Here is a 20,849-nt window from a genome sequence, read left to right on the forward strand (position 1 = left end):
CATTTGATAATTTATTAGTATATTAGCACTCGGTGAGACAGAGTGCTAACAGAGGTGATCATACATGCTAACTGATCGTCAATTATTGATTCTACAAGTGATAATCGAGGATTTCATCCATTCTGCCCAGCCAGTCGGGTCACGAAGCTTGTCGAAGAAAGAAGAAATTACGTTCAGCTCTGCCACAATTCGCAACGAAATGTCCGATCTTGAAGAAATGGGATTTTTAGAAAAAACCCATACCTCTTCAGGTAGGATCCCTTCTGAAAAAGGGTATAGATATTATGTGGATCATTTACTTTCTCCTCAAGCTCCGAAAAAGAATGAAGTGAAGATATTAAAATCCGTTTTTGTAGAACGAATTTATGAATTGGAAAAGATCGTTCAGAAGTCAGCGAAAATACTTTCGGAACTGACGAATTATACGGCGATTGTACTGGGGCCAAAAGTGAATGAGCATAAGCTGAAAAAAATCCAGATCATTCCTTTGAGTCCTGAAACGGCAATAGCCATCATCATTACCGATACAGGTCATGTGGAAAATCGTATGATTTCCTTACCGCCGTCTTTAGATATAAACGAAATTGAAAAGATGGTGAACATATTGAATTCCCGTTTGGTCGATGTTCCGCTAGTTGATCTAAAGGATAAGATCTATAAGGAAGTGGCAGTTCTATTGAGCAGCCACATTCAAAACTATGGATCGATGGTCTCGATCCTTGCGGAGACCCTGACGGACACAAAGCCCGAAAAAATATTTTTCGGCGGGAAAACGAATATGCTGAGGCAGCCGGAGTTCCATGATATAGCTAAAGTAAGTACGCTTTTATCGATGATTGAGCAGGAACAGGGATTTTATGAGCTGATCACTCAAAATCCTTCGGGCATCCACGTCAAGATCGGCCGTGAGAATCAAAATACAGTGCTCGATGACTGCAGTTTGATCACGGCAACCTATTCAATCGGGCAGGAGCAAGTGGGCACATTGGCCATATTGGGTCCAACGAGAATGGAATATTCGAGAGTGATCAGTTTGCTTTCATTTTTCTCCAAAGATTTAACGGCCCTGATGACAAAACTGTATCAAAAATAGTAGCAAAGGTAATATTGTTAAGGTGGCGGAGGAGCATATTCCGCGGCCTGGCATATTCCTTTAGCATAAATTGTATAAACCCTTTTAGGGAGGTGAGATTGTGACAGAAAATAAAAACGAAGAACAAACATTGGAAAATGAAACAATCGAGGAAAGTGCTGCAGAAGCAGTTTTCGCTGAAGAAGAAATTCCGGCGGAAGAAAACCAAGGTCCGGTTGAAAAAGATGAACTTCAATTGGCTCATGAAAAGATTGCTGAACTTGAGGCGAAAATCGAAGAAATGGATAACCGTTATCTTCGTCTGCAGGCCGATTTTGATAATTCAAGACGCCGTGCCAAGCTTGATATGGAGGCGGCTCAAAAATATAGAGTTCAAAGCATTGCTAGTGATTTAGTGGAGGCTCTTGATAATTTTGAAAGAGCTACAAAAATCGAAGCGGAAAATGAACAGACGAAATCCTTGCTATCCGGCATGGAAATGGTCTATAAAGCGATTACTGATGCATTGTCTAAAGAAGGCATCGAACCGATCAGTTCGGTTGGCGAAGAGTTCGATCCGCGTTTGCATCAAGCGGTCATGCAAGTTCAGGATGAAAACTTCGGTTCGAACATTGTCGTTGAGGAGTTCCAAAAAGGATACCTTCTTAAAGACCGTGTGATTCGACCTGCAATGGTAAAAGTGAACGAATAGGATTTTTACATATAAATAATTGGGAGGTAGTGAAACTATGAGCAAGATTATTGGTATTGACTTAGGTACAACAAACTCTTGTGTATCTGTACTTGAAGGCGGGGAACCAAAAGTAATCCCGAATCCAGAAGGAAACCGTACAACTCCATCCGTAGTGGCATTCAAAAATGGAGAAAGGCAAGTAGGGGAAGTGGCAAAACGCCAAGCGATTACAAATCCTAACACGATCATTTCCATTAAACGCCATATGGGTACCAACCATAAAGAAGTAATTGAAGGAAAAGAATACTCACCTCAAGAAGTTTCTGCAATCATCCTTCAATACTTGAAATCATACGCTGAAGAATATCTTGGCGAAAAAGTCACTAAAGCGGTTATCACTGTTCCTGCTTACTTCAATGATGCAGAACGCCAAGCAACTAAGGACGCTGGTCAAATTGCCGGCCTTGAAGTGGAACGTATCATCAACGAACCGACAGCTGCAGCTCTTGCATACGGTTTGGATAAAACGGAAGAAGATCAAACGATCCTTGTATTCGACCTTGGCGGCGGTACATTTGACGTTTCGATCATGGAACTTGGAGACGGCGTTTTCGAAGTTAAGTCCACAGCTGGTGACAACCGTCTAGGTGGGGATGATTTCGACCAAGTCATCATCGATTACCTAGTTGAAGCATTCAAGAAAGAAAACGGAATCGACCTTTCAAAAGATAAAATGGCGGTTCAACGTTTGAAAGATGCAGCTGAAAAAGCGAAAAAAGATCTTTCCGGCGTAACGTCAACTCAAATCTCTTTACCGTTCATCACTGCAGGAGAAGCTGGCCCGCTTCACTTGGATGTAACGATGACTAGAGCTAAATTCGATGAGCTTTCTACAGGACTTGTGGAACGTACTATGGGACCAACTCGTCAAGCATTGAAAGATGCTGGTCTTTCAGCATCTGAAATCGACAAAGTAATCCTTGTTGGTGGATCTACACGTATTCCTGCGGTTGTTGAAGCGATCAAAAAGGAAATCGGTCAAGAACCAAGCAAAGGTGTAAACCCTGATGAAGTAGTGGCTATGGGTGCTGCAATTCAAGGTGGCGTATTGACAGGGGATGTTAAAGACGTTGTCCTTCTTGATGTAACACCACTTTCACTTGGAATTGAAACGATGGGCGGAGTATTCACGAAACTGATTGACCGTAATACTACGATTCCAACAAGTAAATCACAAGTATTCTCGACAGCTGCTGATAATCAAACGGCAGTTGATATCCATGTCCTTCAAGGTGAGCGTCCAATGTCAGCGGATAACAAAACTCTTGGTCGTTTCCAATTGAGTGACATTCCACCGGCACCGCGTGGAGTTCCGCAAGTTGAAGTGACATTTGATATTGATAAAAACGGTATCGTGAACGTTCGTGCGAAAGATCTTGGTACGAACAAAGAACAAGCGATCACCATCAAATCATCTTCAGGACTTTCTGATGAAGAGATCGAACGCATGGTACGTGAAGCGGAAGAAAATGCCGATAGCGATAAACAACGTAAAGAAGAAGTTGAACTTCGTAACGAAGCTGATCAATTAGTTTTCCAAACGGAAAAAACGCTAAAAGATCTAGAAGGTAAAGTGGACGAAGCGGAAGTAACAAAAGCGAATGAAGCGAAGGATGAACTGAAAGCTGCAATCGAGAAAAATGAGCTTGAAGAAATCCGCGTGAAAAAAGATGCGCTTAACGAAATCGTTCAAGCTTTGACAATGAAGCTTTATGAAGAAGCGGCAAAAGCTCAGCAAGCTGGAGAAGCCGGTGCTGGCGAATCAGCTCAAGATGATAATGTAGTTGATGCTGAATACACAGAAGTTAACGAAGAAGAGAAAGAGAAAAAATAAAAAGTGACCCAATCGGGGCACTGGAATATTGGGCAGTTAGTTTCTGCCTGCCATTTTAAAAAGTCAAAGTCAGGTTATCTTGACTTTGGCTTTTTTTACAATGGATGGAATCATTGTCAGGAAGTGTTGCAATCGCTGGTGGGGAATCAAGGGATTTTAGAGAAAAAGATGTGCAAATCGGGGCTGGTCGTGCCAATTACAAAAATGTGTCAAAGCCGTTTGTACTTTTCTAGTTGATTATTATCTTCGTTCAGTGATAATATTACCTTTATGTGAATCGAATCGGGAGTGGATTTTAGATATGAGTAAACGCGATTATTATGAGGTGTTAGGCCTTTCGAAAAGTGCTTCGAAGGATGAAATCAAAAAAGCGTATCGAAAGCTCTCCAAACAATATCACCCTGATATTAATAAAGCGGACGATGCTGCGGATAAATTCAAGGAAATCAAGGAAGCTTACGAAGTATTGAGTGACGAACAGAAAAAGGCCCATTATGACCAATTCGGACATACAGATCCAAATCAGGGCTTTGGCGGTCAGGACTTTGGCGGTTTCGGCGGTTTTGAAGATATTTTCAGTAGCTTCTTTGGTGGCGGCGGTCGCAGGAGAGATCCTAATGCACCGCGTCAAGGGGCGGATTTACAGTATACGATGACGCTTTCTTTTGAAGAGGCTGCATTCGGTAAAGAAACTGAGATTGAAATTCCGCGTGAAGAGAATTGTGATACATGTAAAGGATCAGGTGCCAAACCTGGTACAAAAGTGGAAAACTGTTCACATTGTCAGGGAACCGGTCAATTGAATGTTGAACAAAACACAGCGTTCGGAAGGATTGTGAACCGGAGAGCATGTCACCATTGTCAAGGTACAGGAAAAATCATTCCTAATAAATGTTCAACATGCGGCGGCGACGGAAAAGTCCAAAAACGTAAAAAAATCCAAGTCAAGGTGCCAGCAGGAATTGATGATGGCCAGCAGTTGCGTGTAACCGGCCAAGGAGAGCCAGGAATCAATGGCGGTCCAACAGGGGACCTGTATGTAGTCTTCCATGTACGCAGCCATGAATTCTTTGAGCGGGATGGCGATGATATTTATTGTGAAATGCCGGTTACCTTTGCCCAGGCAGCATTGGGCGATGAAATAGAAGTTCCGACGCTGCATGGAAAAGTGAAGCTGAAGATTCCGGCAGGTACACAAACAAGCACTCGTTTCCGATTAAAAGGCAAAGGTGTTCCGAATGTAAGAGGATATGGCCAAGGAGATCAGCATGTGGTCGTATTAGTGATCACCCCTAAGAAGTTAACGGAAAAACAAAAGGACTTGCTTCGTGAGTTCAGTGATATCAGCGGTCAAGGCGTAGATGAACAAGATGATGGCTTTTTCTCAAAAGTAAAGCGTGCTTTTAAAGATAGGTGAATAAAAGTAAAGGCTCTTTATGTAAAGATTGTTGTTTTTAAAACAAAACGATTTAAGGGTGATTGGAGCGGAAGTGCGAGACTCCTGCGGGAGCAGCGGGACAGGTGAGACCCCACAGGCGTTTACGCCGAGGAGGCTCACCGCCCGCCCCGCGGAAAGCGAGCATCTGGAGGGGAAATCAACCACACCGCACTACTTGGTAAATAGCAGTAAATAGCAACAAAGTATGCGAAAACAGCCAAAGTAAAAGAACAAATTGGGAGTTGGTAGATTATGAAGTGGTCTGAATTTGCAATCCAAACAACGAATGAAGCGGTTGAACCTGTTTCGAATATTCTCCATGAGGCAGGTGCGAGCGGTGTTGTCATTGAGGATCCTCTAGAATTAGTCAAGGAACGTGAAAATGTTTTTGGCGAAATCTACCACTTAAACCCAGATGATTATCCGGATGAAGGTGTAGTCATCAAAGCTTATCTGCCCGTTAACAGCTTCCTTAACGATACAGTTGATGCTATTAAGGAATCAATCAATAATCTCCTTCTTTTTGATATAGACCTTGGGAAAAATGTTGTTTCAATTAGTGAAGTGCATGAGGAAGAGTGGGCGACGGCGTGGAAAAAATATTATAATCCCGTCAAGATATCCGAACGTTTTACCATCGTGCCAACATGGGAAGACTACACTCCAGTAAGCAGTGACGAATTGATCATTGAACTTGATCCAGGCATGGCTTTCGGAACGGGTACACATCCGACTACGGTCATGTGCATCCAAGCGCTGGAGCGTACAGTACGGCCTGGGGATTTAGTCGTTGATGTAGGAACGGGTTCTGGTGTTCTAAGCATTGCAGCTGCATTATTGGACGCAAAACGGATCCAGTCCCTTGATTTGGATGAAGTGGCAGTACAGTCAGCCATCCAAAACGTTGAAATAAATAACGTGCAGGATAAAGTGTCCGTTTCACAAGGCAATTTGCTGGATGGTGTGAATGAACAAGCGGATATCGTCGTGGCTAATATTCTCGCCGAGGTGATCATGCGATTTACGGATGATGTAGCGAAAGTCGTTAAACCTGGCGGACATTTCATCGCTTCCGGAATCATTCAAACTAAGAAACAAGATGTGAAGGATGCGATTATAGCATCTGGTTTCACGGTTGAGGAAACGATCTTGATGGAAGATTGGGTGGCAATAATAGCGAAAAGAAATGATTAATTGAAAAAGTTACTCTGATTATCGGGTATTTTGATAGTCAGAGTACCTTTTTTTAGCTTGAATCTTTGCATGGCTTGCATTCTGGATTCCTGACTGTTAGCCTGTGAGTTTTTTAGACTAGACGAAGTGGGTGGCAGTGTGCAACGGTATTTTCTTAACGATGTAGACATCAACGGAAACACGGTGACGATATCAGGCGATGATTTTCACCATATCGCCAGGGTGATGAGAATGGGACCAGGGGAGCGGATCATTACGGTAAAAAGTAATGGTATGACAGCTGTCGCGGAAATTTCGGAAATTACTGATGATGCTGTTATAGGGACCGTTACCGAATGGAAGAATGAAGAAAAGGAACTTCCTGTAAGGGTTGTGATAGCGAGCGGTCTGCCTAAAGGGGATAAGTTAGAATATATCGTTCAAAAGGGTACTGAACTGGGTGCCGTTGAATTTATCCCTTTTATTGCTGTTCGTTCGGTGGTAAAATGGGACCACAAAAAGGTAGGTAAGAAATTGGAGAGGCTCCAGAAGATTTCAAAAGAAGCGGCTGAGCAATCTCACCGCACGGTTATCCCTGCCATCAAGGAACCGATGACAGCAGATCAGCTAGCTGGTTATGCAACTGGTTTCGATCATAAATTAATCGCTTTTGAAGAAGTGGCAAAACGGGGGGAAACTTCTGTACTCGCTTCTGTCTTGAAAGATATCACCGCTGGGGAATCCATCCTATTCGTTTTTGGGCCTGAAGGTGGTTTAGCAGATAAGGAAATTGAAAAACTGACTGATGCCGGTTTTATGGCTTGCGGTCTTGGACCAAGAATATTAAGAACTGAAACAGCACCTTTATATGCACTTTCCGCTGTTTCTTATCATGTAGAACTTTTGAGGTGATGAAAAATGGCAAATGTCGCTTTCCATACATTAGGCTGTAAAGTGAATCATTATGAAACAGAGGCTATATGGCAATTATTCAAAACTGGAGGATATGATCGTGTTGAGTTTGAAAATACATCCGATGTATATGTCATCAACACATGCACGGTGACAAACACTGGCGATAAGAAGAGCCGTCAGGTCATCCGTCGTGCCATTCGTAAAAATCCGAATGCCGTCATAGCGGTAACGGGATGTTACGCACAGACATCACCGGCAGAAATCATGGCCATACCAGGTGTGGATATTGTTGTAGGAACACAGGACAGAGGTAAACTCCTTGATTATATCGAGCAATTCAAGGTTGAGCGTGAGCCAATCAATGCCGTAGGAAATATCATGAAAAACCGTGTCTACGAAGAATTGGATGTACCTGCTTTTACAGACCGTACACGAGCTTCACTTAAGATTCAGGAAGGTTGCAATAATTTCTGCACTTTCTGCATCATCCCTTGGGCCCGTGGCTTGATGCGTTCCCGCGATCCAAAGGAAGTCGTTCACCAAGCTGAACAGCTTGTCGAGGCAGGTTATAAAGAGCTTGTCCTCACCGGAATTCATACTGGCGGCTACGGAGACGATTTGAAAGACTATAATTTGGCGATGCTGCTGCGTGACTTGGAAAAAGTGGATGGATTGAAGCGTATCCGTATTTCATCCATCGAAGCCAGCCAGATTACAGATGAGATCATTGAAGTGCTGACGAATTCGAAAAAAGTGGTACGTCATTTGCATATTCCAATCCAATCGGGTTCCGATACCGTTCTAAAACGGATGAGACGTAAATATACGATGGATTTCTTCGGGGATCGGATCGAGAAGTTGAAAATTGCGCTTCCGGGTCTTGCTGTTACCTCTGATGTCATCGTAGGTTTCCCGGGTGAAACAGAAGAAGAATTCATGGAGACATATAACTTTATAGAAAAATATAAATTCTCCGAACTTCATGTTTTTCCTTATTCAAAACGGACAGGGACTCCTGCTGCCCGTATGGAAGATCAAGTTGATGAAGATGTCAAGAATGAACGCGTACATCGCCTTATCACGTTGTCGGATCAGCTGGCTAAAGAGTATGCCTCCCGATTCGAGGGGGAAGTTCTTGAAGTCATTCCAGAAACGAAGTTGAAAAATGGCCTTTATGAGGGCTATTCCGATAATTACATGAAAGTCGTTTTCCCGGCTTCGGAAGAAATGGTCGGTGAAATCGTCAAAGTGAAGATTACAAAGTCTGGCTATCCATTTAGTGAAGGTCAGTTCGTGACGGTCGTGAAGGATTTTCCTATGCAACAAGCAGCCAATATCTAATCTAAGACAGCGGTAAATCGCTGTCTTTTTTTTATCCTCTTTTTAGATGTGTTATCTTGGCACTTTCGGGTAAAGACTATATATATCGTCAAAGTGGATAAACTATGGTACTATGAGAGGTACGTACAACTAGGTATAGATTGTTTTTGAGGAGGATTTATTAATGTCACAAAATGTAGCAGGTTTAATTGACCACACGTTATTAAAAGCAGATGCAACCAAAGAGCAAATAAAGGTATTATGCGAAGAAGCAAGAGAGTATAACTTTGCTTCCGTATGCGTGAACCCAACCTGGGTGAAATATGCAAGCGAACTTTTGGAAGGTTCAGAAGTGAAAGTTTGTACCGTTATCGGCTTCCCTCTAGGTGCAACTACACCGGAAACCAAAGCTTTTGAAACGAAAGACGCCATCTCCAATGGAGCTCACGAAGTCGATATGGTGATCAATATCGGCGCATTGAAGGACAAGGATGATGAGTTGGTAGAGCGGGATATTCGTGCTGTTGTAGCGGCATCCACTGGTAAGGCTCTGTCAAAAGTGATCATTGAAACTTCTTTATTGACTGATGAAGAAAAAGTCCGTGCAAGTGAATTGGCCGTAAAAGCCGGAGCGGATTATGTGAAAACATCAACTGGTTTTTCGACCGGCGGAGCGACTGTTGAAGATATCACGCTTATGAGAAAAACAGTTGGCCCGGATATCGGCGTCAAAGCTTCAGGTGGAGTCCGCAACACAAGCGATGCCCAGAAAGTGATTGAAGCTGGTGCAACAAGAATTGGTGCGAGTGCAGGTGTCTCCATCGTAAAGGGCTTAACGGCTGATTCAGATTATTGATTTTGTAAGGACCGTATAATAAGTCCCTGAAATAAAACAGGCGGAGAAAAATGAATGATTTTTCTCCGCCTGTTTTTTATTGATTTTATAAATAAATTGGATTGTAATCTAAATTGAAACTCACCTGCCAATGTGAATTGATTCCATGAAAAAAGAGGACCCGTATCATTTTTGAATTTGTATATTTCATTTTTGGAACCCATACATACAAAAAAAGCTTATTGTGTATTCAATGATAGTAAGAGGCATGAGGAAGTAAACGTGATTATATTAAATTCATAAAGTAGGGGGAGGAATATGAAGAAACGAGCTTTTGATTTTCTTTTATCAACAACGTTAGCTTTTTCTTTAATTAGCGTTTCGACTGCTGCACCTAAAAAAGCTGATGCATGTTATCCCGCATACAAATGTATGTCTAAATCTATTTTACCTACACTACGATGAGTGGTGAAAACTATGGTGAAATTTTGGGTATTTAACACGTTAATAACCGTTTCATTTATATTGGCAGTAACGTTTTTTTATCTAAAATCCTTCTCCTTCTCTAATGAAGGTTTGATTGTTTTGATAATAGCTGCTGTTATATTAAGTTGTTTGAGCTTATTAAACCATAAGACTAATTATAAAAAGATTAGCTAAAATCGTTTACGACCCATAATATCTATGCGTTTGGGTCTATCTTATATAAGGCTATCCCATAGTCAGTAGCCATTGATTTTTAGGACAGCCCCTTATTTCTTTAAGTGTTGCCGATGCAACAAAAGAATGAGGTTAGAGAATTGCCGTGCCCATGGCAAGACGGCCAAAGATGTCAAGATATTGAAAATGACACTGGCATGGGCGAGCTGTGCCCCCTTGTTTTCGGTGAAAAAGGCAGCAGCGCTTTCCAGAATGTCTACAAAAGGCAGGAATGCGGCAACCCCGATGACGTTTAGCCAAATATGTGCATAAGCTGTGAAGGCAGCTTGTCTGCCAGAACCGATGCTGGCCATGTATCCGGTGATGCAAGTGCCAATATTCGATCCGAGCATGATGATGATTGCGGAAGAGACGGATAACTCCCCGTTCATCAAAAAGCTCATGGCTATCCCGATGGTTGCCGAACTGGAGTGAATGAGTGCGGTCAATAATATCCCGGCTAATAAGGCATAACTCATATGGCCCTCTATGTAATGGATGAGCGTTTGTATCGAAGAATAGGCTGCAATCGGTGTCGAAAGCATTTTAAAACCACTCATCGCAGCGAAGATGGCCGAGATTCCAATCAGGGACATCCCTATGCTTCTCGGTAATGCTTTAGGCATGAAGCATAGGAAAGCGCCGCTTACGACACCGGGAATGATCCAACGATCCAAGGAAAAGGTCATGAACTCTGCTGTAAAGGTGGATCCGATATTCGTTCCAAGAATAATCCCGATTGTTTGCGGGAACGTTAAGCTTCCTGCGGAAACGAGGCCGACCGTCATGACCATGACCGCCGAGCTGCTCTGCAAGATCCCCGTAAAGATGGTTCCGGCCATGAAACCTTTCCATGGCTTATCCGTAACCTTCGAGAGAAATTTTTTTAATGCTGCACCGGACATATTGAACAGTCCGATTCGTAATACGGACATACCCGCCAAAAATATCGCAATGAATAATAAGAATAAAAATAGCTCATGCATGACTGTCACCTCTTAATAAGCTTATGGCCCATTAACAGGAGACATGCTATAAATTGGATTTCATGCAAGTTGAATGATTGATTAGTGAAAAATTATGATAATAACATGATAATATTCAAAATAAGTTTAATTTTATTAGTTGACCTGTTAAAGATGATATATTATAATTGTTTAGTACATGTATAACATGTTGACAACTTGAGTTAGTGTGTTGTTTTCGGAGGGAGGGAAAGAGATGTCTAAAACCGTCGTTCGTAAAAACGAATCGCTTGAAGATGCTCTTCGTCGTTTCAAACGTACTGTATCTAAAGCAGGATCGCTTCAGGAAGCTAGGAAGCGTGAATTTTATGAAAAACCAAGCGTAAAACGTAAGAAAAAGTCTGAAGCTGCAAGAAAACGTAAATTCTAAGAGAGGGTGGAAAGATGAGTCTTCTCGAGCGTTTAAATAATGATATGAAACAAGCGATGAAGAACAAGGAAAAGGACAAACTATCTGTTATTCGGATGCTGAAGGCTTCCATTCAAAACGAAGCCTTGAAGCAGAGGCAAGATTTAACAGATGATGAAGAATTGACAGTGCTCTCTCGCGAATTAAAACAACGCAAAGACTCCCTCCAGGAGTTTGAAAACGCAGGTCGTTCAGATCTCGTGGATAAAGTCCGCACCGAACTAGTATACGTAGAGGCTTATATGCCTGAGCAACTTTCAGAAGAAGACATTTCTAATATCGTTAAACAAACGATTGAAGAAGTCAATGCAACATCCAAAGCAGATATGGGGCGAGTTATGGGAGCTTTAATGCCTAAAGTTAAAGGTAAAGCGGATGGTTCTCTAGTAAACAAATTAGTACAACAACATCTATCTTAAACTCTAAACTTAAAACTCGAAACCTAACCGCAGGCAAATTGCCTGTGGTTTTTGTGTGTTTCATGAATTTTATGCGTATATTCTTGAAAAGAAGCCCAAGATAATAGGGGCACTTTTAATTTTATTTGCTTTTTTTGAAACCTTTTTCATATACATACGTAATAACTAAAGAACAGAGTAAAGGGTTGCTCATTGCTCCTTATTCGAATTTAGTTGAGTGCTGAATTTACTGGTAGGTTTTCCTCCTGAACATTGGAGGCACTTACCGCGTTTAATACGGGAAAGGGGGCGTTCCGTTGAAAATTTGGCGTTATTTATCTGTACTCTTATTTGGATTGCTGTTCACTGTGTCTCCTTTTGGGGGATCGACGGTATCTGCAAACCAGAAGATCGTTTACCATGTTCCGATAGAAGAAACGGTGGAAAAGGGACTCTCGGCCTTTTTGGAACGTGCGCTTACCACTGCTGAAGCAGCTGATGCAGATCTTGTCGTTTTCGAGGTGAATACCCCTGGAGGTGCTGTGGATGCAGCAGGGGAAATTGCAAAGTTACTGTCGGATTCACCAATCAAGACAGTTGCCTACGTCAATAACAGGGCTTTATCTGCAGGGGCATACATTTCTCTTAGTGCAGATGAGATCTATATGGTTCCGAGTGCCACCATGGGATCTGCAGCTGTAATAGATTCAACGGGGAACGCTGCAGGTAAGAAAGCGCAATCTTATTGGTTAGCTGCCATGAAGACTGCTGCAGAACAAAATGGACGTGATCCTATATACGCCCAGGCGATGGCGGATGTTGACATCGATCTACCCGAATATGGAGCGGAAAAAGGAAAGTTGCTGACATTTACAGCCGAACAGGCAAAAAAGGCTGGATATAGTGAAGGCACCGTTTCTGGGAAAGCGGAGCTGTATAGTATACTTGGCGTTGAGGATGCTGATATTCGGTCAATCGAAGAAAGCTTTCCTGAGAAACTTGCCCGCTTTTTGACCAACCCGATCGTCGTTCCCATTTTATTAACGATAGCGGGAATCGGGATTGTGATGGAATTGTTTTCACCCGGTTTTGGAATTCCGGGGGTCATTGGAATCACCAGTCTTGTCTTATTCTTCTATGGTCATCTTGTCGCTGGTATCACCGGATACGAATCGTTAGCGATGTTCATCATTGGGGTCATTCTCGTACTCATTGAATTTTTTATCCCAGGGGGGATTATCGGGCTGCTCGGATTTACAGCGATAGTGGGGAGTCTGTTCCTCGCGACAGGAGATCCGGTCCATATGACGATATCCTTGCTAATTGCGGTCACCGTATCCATTTTGGTATTCATCCTACTTGTAAAGGTGTTTGGAAAACAGATGAAATTTTTCAGGAAAATGATATTAACCGATGCAACAAAAACGGAACAAGGGTATGTCAGCAATCCGAATCGTTTGGATTTATTAGGTGTTGAAGGGAAGGCCCTTACAGATTTGAGGCCTTCAGGAACAGCCTTGGTCAAAGACGAAAGAGTGGATGTCGTGACCGAAGGAAGCTTTATTTCCAAAGGTTCGTCAATCGTCATAATTAAAGTTGAAGGATCAAGGGTAGTCGTCCGGGAAATTCCGGATTTAAATTAAAAGATACAGGAAGGATGAATCATTAAGTGATAACTTCAGGAACGATATTTATTGTACTGGCAGTGATTGCTGCCATCATCGTATTGGCAGTATTTTTCACATTCGTACCAGTAATGCTATGGGTTTCCGCTTTAGCGGCAGGAGTCAAAATCAGTATATTTACATTAGTTGGGATGAGGCTTCGCCGTGTTATACCAAGCAGGGTCGTCAACCCGCTTATCAAGGCGCATAAGGCTGGAATCAATGTTTCGACGAATCAATTGGAGAGCCATTACCTTGCAGGCGGTAATGTCGATCGAGTGGTGAATGCATTAATTGCGGCAGAACGCGCCAATATCACATTACCTTTCGAACGGGGTGCAGCTATTGACCTTGCCGGTCGTGATGTATTGCAGGCTGTTCAAATGAGCGTTAACCCGAAAGTGATTGAAACTCCGTTCATCTCTGGTGTAGCGATGAATGGTATTGAAGTAAAAGCGAAAGCAAGGATCACGGTCCGAGCCAATATTGAACGTCTGGTCGGTGGTGCCGGTGAAGAGACGATCATTGCCCGTGTAGGTGAAGGGATCGTATCAACGATCGGTGCTTCGAAAATGCACACGGATGTCCTGGAACATCCCGATTTGATTTCACGAACGGTTTTATCAAAAGGATTGGATTCAGGAACGGCATTTGAAATTCTTTCTATTGATATCGCCGAAGTGGATATCGGGAAAAACATCGGGGCCATATTACAGACGGACCAAGCCGAGGCAGATAAGAAAATTGCCCAGGCAAAGGCTGAAGAACGCCGTGCGATGGCTGTTGCACTTGAACAGGAAATGGTTGCCCGTGTTCAGGAAATGAGAGCGAAGGTTGTTCAATCCGAAGCGGAAGTTCCATTGGCCATGGCCGATGCACTGAAAAGCGGAAATCTTGGAGTGATGGATTATATGAATATCCAAAATATCACGGCCGATACGGATATGCGCGGTTCCATCAGTAAAATTTCAGACAATCCAAAAGATAACAACAATAACCATAATAATAATAATAATTAGGTCAGGGAAGGAAGGTCTTTAAATGGGAGATTTTATTGATTTCTTTCTCCAGAACCCATTCCTTATCATTGTCTTGATCGGTATTTTAACGTCCATGTTAGGAAAGAAAAAGCAAACTCAAGATCCTAACACGCCTCCGAAAAAGAAATGGCAGGAGGTCATGCGGGAGCTTCAAGGTGAAATGCAGCAAGGGAATCCGCAGCAAAGGCCAGCCCCTGCTCCTGTAAGGAAAGTCGAACAGCAGGCAGCTCAGGCTGTTGAAGTGATCGATGAGACGACGAACGATGCGAACAAAAGAATTGCGGAGCTTAGAAGGCTTCAGCAGAAGTACGATCAGGAGCGTTTATATCAAAAAGCGAAGGCGGATCAACTTACATCAACGATTTCTGATGATAAAAGTCCGGTCTATCGCCAAGGGCCGTCTTTTGGTAAAAAACAGCTGATTGATGGCATCATCATGTCAGAAGTGCTGGGACCGCCAAGGGCAAAGAGAAGTCTTCAGAGGTCCAGAAGGTGATTATTCGGAGCCCGGGGCTTTTTTAAGCCCGTCATTAAATGAGCATGAAAAAATAGACTTTCATTCCCTTATAATTTTGTGCTAGAACCCTCTTTCATTTCATACATTGAGATGAAAGGGGGTTCTTTTTTATGGCACGCAATTGGGGAAAAAAAGTGAAACAGCTTATGACCAAAACAATGGACCTTCCGCAAGATGTCATGATGGACCTGCCGCGAATTACAATGATTGGACAATTACATATTTATATTGAAAACCATCGTGGCTTATTGGCTTTTACAGACAGCGAAGTGCGATTGATGCTGAAAAATGGGCAGTTGCTGATAAAGGGAAATGCCTTTGTCATAAAGACGATTTTGCCGGAAGAAATCATGCTCGAAGGCAAAATTGATAAGGTTTATTTTATCAATGAATGATCCCGGGAGGTCTCCATGAAAAACCAATGGACAAACTATTATACAGGCTATGTAAAGGTGAAGGCTTATGGCAAAGGTGCAGAACGGCTGATCAATATGCTGACGAGAAGGGGGCTTCATATTTGGGAAGTGAAGCGTGTCGGAAGTGAATCCCTGATTTTCCATATGGATATCAGGGATATCCCAAAACTCCGTCAGGTCATGCGTAAGAGTGATTGTAAAGTAAAGTTCATGCAGGGAAAGGGTTTCCCTTTCCTATTGAAGAGAGTCATGAAAAACAGCGGATTTTTAGCGGGGATGATCGCTTTCCTGCTTTGCATATTCGTACTTTCTAATATGGTATGGGGCATCGAGGTTCAAGATGCCAAACCGGCAACCGAGCATGCCATTCGGAAAGAATTGGACAAGATGGGCGTGAAGATCGGTAAAGTGCAATTCTTTGTTGATGATGTGGATACGATTCAGCGTAAGCTGTCGGACCGGATTGGTGCATTGACATGGGTAGGGGTAGAGCTAAAGGGAACGACATACCATTTTCGGGTTGTAGAAAAACGGCAGCCTAAAGAGGTCGAGAAAACATCTCCACAGAATTTGGTAGCTTCTAAAAAAGCGATCATCACTGATATGTTCGTTGAAAAAGGACAATCTATTGTTAATGTGAATGATTATGTAGGAAAGGGACAGCTTCTTGTTTCAGGATTGATTGGAAAAGAGGATAAACAGGAAATTGTATCCGCACAGGGAGTAATAAAAGGGAAAACGTGGTATAAAGCGAAAGTGGAAGTTCCGTTAAAAACCAAGTTTTCTGTTTTTAACGGAGATGAAACGAGCAGGCACTTTTTAAAAATGGGGGGCTTTTCCCTTCCGGTATGGGGTTTCAAGGATCCGGGATATGAAAAACAGGAAAAAGAAACGACAATGAGGCCGTTTCACTTTCTTCAATGGGAATTGCCGATTTCCTATAAACAAGTGACCTTAAGGAGCAAAGAAGATATTGTACGAAGTTATACGGAGAAAGAAGCGGTGAAGGAAGGCAGGAAAATGGCTAAAGCTGAATTGAAAAAGCATTTAGACGAGGAAGATGAAATCGTCGAAGAAAAAATTTTGCACGAAAGCATGGAGAATGGTAAAGTTAAATTATCTATACATTACCAAGTTATTGAAGATATAGCGATTGGACAACCAATCATTCAAGGAGACTAACGAATGGCAGATGATGTGAAAGTAATTAAGCTGGAAATAGAATCACCTAATGAAGCGATCGCTTTATTGGGCAATGGAGATGCAAATGTAAAAGTGCTCGAAGAGGAGCTAGGCATTTCCGTCATAACCCGGGGTGAAGCGGTGAGTGTTGCCGGGGATATCGAGCGGGTAACGATGGGGGAGGAAATCCTCAAGGCATTATTGACAGTGGTCAGAAAAGGAATTGCAATCAGTTCCAGAGATGTGCTTTATGCAATTGAATTGGCAAGAAAAGGCACATTGGAGTATTTCGGTGAATTATATGATGAGGAAATCGCTAAAACGGCTAAGGGGAAATCCATTAAAGTCAAAACAATCGGGCAAAGATACTATATCCAGGCTATAAAGAAACAGGATCTTGTTTTTGGAATCGGGCCTGCCGGAACCGGGAAGACCTACCTTGCTGTAGTGATGGCCATCAATGCATTGAAAAATGGACATGTTAAACGGATCATCCTGACACGGCCTGCCGTTGAAGCAGGGGAAAGCCTTGGTTTTCTGCCTGGTGATCTGAAAGAGAAGGTAGATCCATATCTACGGCCGCTGTATGACGCTCTCCATGACCTTCTAGGGATGGAACAGACGCTAAGGATGATAGAGCGCGGAACGATTGAAATAGCCCCACTGGCTTATATGAGGGGCCGTACGCTTGAAGATGCCTTTGTCATATTGGATGAAGCCCAGAATACGACGGAAGCGCAAATGAAGATGTTCTTGACCCGGCTTGGTTTCGGATCGAAAATGGTCATTACGGGAGATCGGACCCAGATTGATCTTCCGAAAGGCATGAAGTCAGGTCTGGTCCGGGTAGAAGAGATCTTGAAGAATGTTAAAGGCCTTTCCTTTGTTTATTTTGAACAAAGTGATGTAGTAAGACATCCGCTTGTCGCCAAAATCATTACTGCTTACGAGCAGGCAAAGTCATAAGAAAAAATCCGCCATCTCAATCGGCGGATTTTTCGTGATGTGTCTAAATGACAAACTTTATGGGGAAAAGGTGGATATGAAGCTTCATTTATCAATACGAAGGTGAAAATCCACATAAAAACTGTTATGATTTTACATATAAAGAATAATAAACATCATTTTTTTAGGAGGACCTTCCTTGAATCGTATCCAGAAATTTTTCACTCAAATAAAAGGGCTGTTGGTCCATCGCTTTTTTCAAGTGCTTTTGTTCATCATACTTGGTTTGTTTGCGTATGGGTTAATGTTCTCCAATGTTAAGCCGGAAAGGGTCCAGGTAGAGCTTTTTAAGCCTGCGGAACAAACCATACGTTCAACCAAGACTGTGGAAGATACCTATAAGACGGAACAGGAAAAAGAAGAGATTTCAAAACAGGTGGCGGATGTTTATTCTTTAAAAAAAGAATATGCCAAAAATAAAGTCGATCTGATTTCATCCATTTTCGATTCAGCAATAGAGGTGAATAAGGAAACGGACATCGATGAAGATCATAAAGAAGATGACGAAAAAGAGCCCGTAAAGACGGATGCTCAAAAAGTTTCCATTTTAAAAGAAAAATTGACTGACGAAGTGAATAAAAATATCGATGAATCTGTTTTCCTGGCATTAGTGCAGGCGGATGAAGATGAGTTGAAAATAGCGAAGGATTCAACGATCACAGCCGTGAATAATGTGATGAGCTCCCGAATCGCTGCAAGTGACGTCGAAAATGCCAAGAAGAAAGTTGTAGAGGAATTGGGTTATATGAGCATTAGCGGCGATATGAAAAAAGCCTCCACTTCCCTTGCACGTACGGCGATCATTCAGAATGTATTTTTCGATAAGGACAAAACCGAAGAACAGCGAAGGAAAGCGATTGAAAGCGTGGAGCCAATCAGGATCCTTCAAGGTCAAATCATCGTTGAAGAAAATCAATTAGTGGACAGGGATGTATATAGGCAGCTTGAACTGGCAGGCTTTTTAAATACGGAGTCTACCATTTACCCGTATATCGGCCTGCTTTTATTCATATTCCTGACTTTTGCCGCTTTTTATTACTATTTCTACTATTCCGTTTCCAAAAAGGATAACAAGTACAATCAGTTATTGATCTTCAGTCTTGTCTTTATCCTTTCGATGGCTACCATGAAAACGGTCAGCATTCTGGCAGACCTGAAAAACTCGAACCTGGAATACATTTTTCCGGGTGCCATGGCGGCGATGCTCATCAAGATATTATTGAATGATAAGTTAGCGGTGGCAATGATCATATTGTTAGGTTCGTATGGTACGATTATATTTAATGGCGATACACCTGGAAATCTGGATTTCTCGATGGGGCTTTATATCATTTTCGGGGGATTGACGGCAATCATCATTCTATCCAGGCCAAATTTCAAATCAAAGGTACTGGTAGCGGGGCTGCTATTGGCTTTAATCAATATGGCATTTGTTTTTTCGCTCATCTTTATTATGGACAGCCATTATACTAGAATGGAGTACTTGTATTATGCTGCTGCTGCGATGGGTTCTGGAGTGGGTTCAGCTGTTTTGACAATGGGGCTGTTACCGTTTTTCGAGGCTGGTTTCGGGATCTTATCTTCGATTAAGCTCATCGAGCTAGCGAATCCCAATCACCCATTACTTCGAAGGATCTTGATAGAGGCTCCGGGCACATATCATCATAGCGTGATGGTGGCCAATTTGGCGGAATCGGCTTGTGAAGCCATCGGGTCGAATGGATTGCTGGCAAGGGTCGGCAGTTATTATCATGATATCGGTAAAACGAAGCGGCCGCATTTCTTCATCGAAAATCAGATGAATGAAGAGAACCCGCATGATCGGCTGCAGCCGGAAACGAGCCGGGATATCATCATTGCCCATGCCGTAGACGGCGGGGAGATGCTTCGCAGTCACAAATTCCCGAAAGAGATCGTGGATATTGCAGAGCAGCATCATGGGACCACTTTATTGAAATTTTTCTACCATAAGGCAAAAAAACAAGATGAGTCCACACCCGAGGCAGACTACCGATATCCCGGGCCGAGGGCGGTAATGAAAGAAGTAGCCGTCATCGGCATAGCCGATAGTGTGGAAGCTGCAGTGAGATCGATGAAGCACCCAACTCCGGAGAAGATTGAAGAACTGGTAAGTTTCATCATTCAGGACAGGATTTCGGATGGTCAATTTGATGAATGTGACATTACTATGAGAGAATTGAGTATCGTGAAGCATTCCTTATGTGAATCGCTTAATGGGATCTTCCACTCCAGGATTGAATATCCGGAGTCGGATAAATTAGGACAGAAGGTGAAAGAATGATTTTAGCTATCGATTTTTTGGATGAAACGAACGAAGTAACGGAGGAAGCTCAGCACCTTGTTGAAAGCATTCTGCAATTTGCGGCTAGAAAAGAAAACATTGAAAAAGACACCGAGCTGTCAGTCACATTTGTAGACAATGATAGGATTCGGGAAATCAATAAAGAATATCGTAATAAAGATTCAGCTACAGATGTCATTTCATTTGCACTTGAAGAAATGGGAGAAGATGAAGTGGAAATTGTCGGGGCCGAAATGCCCCGCATGTTAGGGGATATCATCATTTCCATTGAGCGCACGAAAGAACAGGCTGAAGAATATGGTCATTCATTTGACCGGGAACTTGGATTTTTGGCACTGCATGGTTTTCTTCACTTATTAGGATTTGACCACATGAATGAAGAAGATGAAAAAGTGATGTTCACAAAACAAAAGGAGATCTTGGAAGAATATGGGCTTTCAAGAGAAGGGTAAAAAAAGGTATCCTTTATTAAAAAGTTTCTCTTTTGCCTGTCAGGGAATTTTGGAGGCTGTTCGGACTGAACGCAATATCAAGATTCACTTCACATTAACGGCAATTGTCGTATTCTTTGGTTGGTACTTCTCATTGAATGGGATGGAGTGGCTTTTCATTTTGGCGGCCATAGCCGGTACGATTGCGTTGGAGCTCGTTAATTCAGCGATTGAAAGAGTAGTGGACCTGGTAACGGATCAAATTCATCCGCTTGCCAAGCAGGCAAAAGATATTGCAGCCGGAGCTGTATTCATATATGCTATATTTTCTATAATAGTTGGATTGATTATCTTTTTGCCTAAGTTTGGCCTATAGACTGCCGAAATGGTACTCAATTT

The 20,849-nt window shown here is 42.5% G+C and carries 21 protein-coding genes; 20 read left to right on the forward strand and 1 reads right to left on the reverse strand.

All coding sequences use genetic code 11. The annotated features are described in order from the left end of the window. Nucleotides 1–64: 64 nt before the first annotated feature. The 9 genes from hrcA to ACFVS1_RS04540 all read left to right on the forward strand — a co-directional run bounded on the left by hrcA (nucleotide 65) and on the right by ACFVS1_RS04540 (nucleotide 9,806). Nucleotides 65–1,093, forward strand: coding sequence for a heat-inducible transcriptional repressor HrcA (gene hrcA, locus ACFVS1_RS04500; protein WP_352919802.1), 1,029 nt, complete (start codon nucleotides 65–67; stop codon nucleotides 1,091–1,093). A gap of 100 nt (nucleotides 1,094–1,193) precedes the next feature. Then, nucleotides 1,194–1,784 (forward strand): nucleotide exchange factor GrpE, encoded by a 591-nt coding sequence (gene grpE / locus ACFVS1_RS04505; protein WP_336275385.1) that lies wholly within the window; start codon nucleotides 1,194–1,196, stop codon nucleotides 1,782–1,784. Nucleotides 1,785–1,821: 37 nt separating this feature from the next. Then, nucleotides 1,822–3,660 carry a molecular chaperone DnaK gene (gene dnaK / locus ACFVS1_RS04510; RefSeq protein WP_352919804.1) on the forward strand — a complete coding sequence of 613 codons (1,839 nt, stop codon included), beginning with the start codon at nucleotides 1,822–1,824 and terminating at the stop codon, nucleotides 3,658–3,660. 301 nt (nucleotides 3,661–3,961) lie between these two features. Next, complete coding sequence (gene dnaJ, locus ACFVS1_RS04515) at nucleotides 3,962–5,077, forward strand: molecular chaperone DnaJ (protein WP_387545308.1); 1,116 nt, start codon at nucleotides 3,962–3,964, stop codon at nucleotides 5,075–5,077. Nucleotides 5,078–5,350: 273 nt separating this feature from the next. Then, on the forward strand, nucleotides 5,351–6,292 hold the full coding sequence (prmA, locus tag ACFVS1_RS04520; protein WP_241589842.1) for a 50S ribosomal protein L11 methyltransferase: 942 nt from the start codon (nucleotides 5,351–5,353) through the stop codon (nucleotides 6,290–6,292). Between the two features lie 138 nt (nucleotides 6,293–6,430). Further along, entirely contained in the window at nucleotides 6,431–7,183 is a 753-nt protein-coding gene (locus tag ACFVS1_RS04525; protein ID WP_387545311.1) for a 16S rRNA (uracil(1498)-N(3))-methyltransferase, read from the forward strand. Nucleotides 7,184–7,189: 6 nt separating this feature from the next. Next, entirely contained in the window at nucleotides 7,190–8,527 is a 1,338-nt protein-coding gene (gene mtaB, locus ACFVS1_RS04530; RefSeq protein WP_387545314.1) for a tRNA (N(6)-L-threonylcarbamoyladenosine(37)-C(2))-methylthiotransferase MtaB, read from the forward strand. A gap of 163 nt (nucleotides 8,528–8,690) precedes the next feature. Further along, on the forward strand, nucleotides 8,691–9,362 hold the full coding sequence (gene deoC, locus ACFVS1_RS04535; RefSeq protein WP_352919816.1) for a deoxyribose-phosphate aldolase: 672 nt from the start codon (nucleotides 8,691–8,693) through the stop codon (nucleotides 9,360–9,362). A gap of 297 nt (nucleotides 9,363–9,659) precedes the next feature. After that, entirely contained in the window at nucleotides 9,660–9,806 is a 147-nt protein-coding gene (locus ACFVS1_RS04540; RefSeq protein WP_387545316.1) for a hypothetical protein, read from the forward strand. A gap of 287 nt (nucleotides 9,807–10,093) precedes the next feature. Here the strand turns inward: ACFVS1_RS04540 and ACFVS1_RS04545 are convergent, their stop codons facing one another. Further along, a complete protein-coding gene (locus ACFVS1_RS04545) occupies nucleotides 10,094–11,026 on the reverse strand; it encodes a Na/Pi symporter (RefSeq protein ID WP_352919822.1) in 933 nt (310 codons plus the stop codon). Nucleotides 11,027–11,261: 235 nt separating this feature from the next. Between ACFVS1_RS04545 and rpsU the strand changes: the two genes are divergently transcribed. The 11 genes from rpsU (at nucleotide 11,262) to ACFVS1_RS04600 (ending at nucleotide 20,826) form a co-directional block, all read left to right on the forward strand. Then, entirely contained in the window at nucleotides 11,262–11,435 is a 174-nt protein-coding gene (rpsU, locus tag ACFVS1_RS04550; RefSeq protein ID WP_028391853.1) for a 30S ribosomal protein S21, read from the forward strand. A 14-nt stretch (nucleotides 11,436–11,449) separates the two neighbouring features. Then, nucleotides 11,450–11,893 carry a GatB/YqeY domain-containing protein gene (locus ACFVS1_RS04555; RefSeq protein ID WP_101222605.1) on the forward strand — a complete coding sequence of 148 codons (444 nt, stop codon included), beginning with the start codon at nucleotides 11,450–11,452 and terminating at the stop codon, nucleotides 11,891–11,893. 296 nt (nucleotides 11,894–12,189) lie between these two features. Next, nucleotides 12,190–13,515 (forward strand): NfeD family protein, encoded by a 1,326-nt coding sequence (locus tag ACFVS1_RS04560; RefSeq protein ID WP_387545319.1) that lies wholly within the window; start codon nucleotides 12,190–12,192, stop codon nucleotides 13,513–13,515. Between the two features lie 44 nt (nucleotides 13,516–13,559). Further along, nucleotides 13,560–14,555: a flotillin-like protein FloA gene (floA, locus tag ACFVS1_RS04565; RefSeq protein WP_387549193.1), complete on the forward strand. Its 996-nt coding sequence runs from the start codon at nucleotides 13,560–13,562 to the stop codon at nucleotides 14,553–14,555. Nucleotides 14,556–14,577: 22 nt separating this feature from the next. Further along, nucleotides 14,578–15,072 carry a hypothetical protein gene (locus tag ACFVS1_RS04570; RefSeq protein WP_387545322.1) on the forward strand — a complete coding sequence of 165 codons (495 nt, stop codon included), beginning with the start codon at nucleotides 14,578–14,580 and terminating at the stop codon, nucleotides 15,070–15,072. A gap of 131 nt (nucleotides 15,073–15,203) precedes the next feature. Continuing rightward, a complete protein-coding gene (gene yqfC / locus ACFVS1_RS04575) occupies nucleotides 15,204–15,488 on the forward strand; it encodes a sporulation protein YqfC (RefSeq protein WP_034308511.1) in 285 nt (94 codons plus the stop codon). Between the two features lie 15 nt (nucleotides 15,489–15,503). Next, nucleotides 15,504–16,691 carry a sporulation protein YqfD gene (gene yqfD, locus ACFVS1_RS04580; protein WP_352919831.1) on the forward strand — a complete coding sequence of 396 codons (1,188 nt, stop codon included), beginning with the start codon at nucleotides 15,504–15,506 and terminating at the stop codon, nucleotides 16,689–16,691. A 3-nt stretch (nucleotides 16,692–16,694) separates the two neighbouring features. Continuing rightward, nucleotides 16,695–17,657: a PhoH family protein gene (locus ACFVS1_RS04585; protein WP_241589833.1), complete on the forward strand. Its 963-nt coding sequence runs from the start codon at nucleotides 16,695–16,697 to the stop codon at nucleotides 17,655–17,657. 178 nt (nucleotides 17,658–17,835) lie between these two features. Then, complete coding sequence (locus ACFVS1_RS04590; RefSeq protein ID WP_387545326.1) at nucleotides 17,836–19,998, forward strand: HD family phosphohydrolase; 2,163 nt, start codon at nucleotides 17,836–17,838, stop codon at nucleotides 19,996–19,998. Next, entirely contained in the window at nucleotides 19,995–20,471 is a 477-nt protein-coding gene (ybeY, locus tag ACFVS1_RS04595; protein ID WP_137019112.1) for an rRNA maturation RNase YbeY, read from the forward strand. Before ACFVS1_RS04590 ends, ybeY begins: the two co-directional genes overlap by 4 nt. After that, nucleotides 20,449–20,826, forward strand: coding sequence for a diacylglycerol kinase family protein (locus ACFVS1_RS04600; protein WP_352919838.1), 378 nt, complete (start codon nucleotides 20,449–20,451; stop codon nucleotides 20,824–20,826). Before ybeY ends, ACFVS1_RS04600 begins: the two co-directional genes overlap by 23 nt. The last annotated feature ends 23 nt before the right edge of the window (nucleotides 20,827–20,849 follow it).

It is taken from the genome of Peribacillus sp. NPDC058075, from assembly GCF_042885195.1.
Classification (GTDB): domain Bacteria; phylum Bacillota; class Bacilli; order Bacillales; family DSM-1321; genus Peribacillus.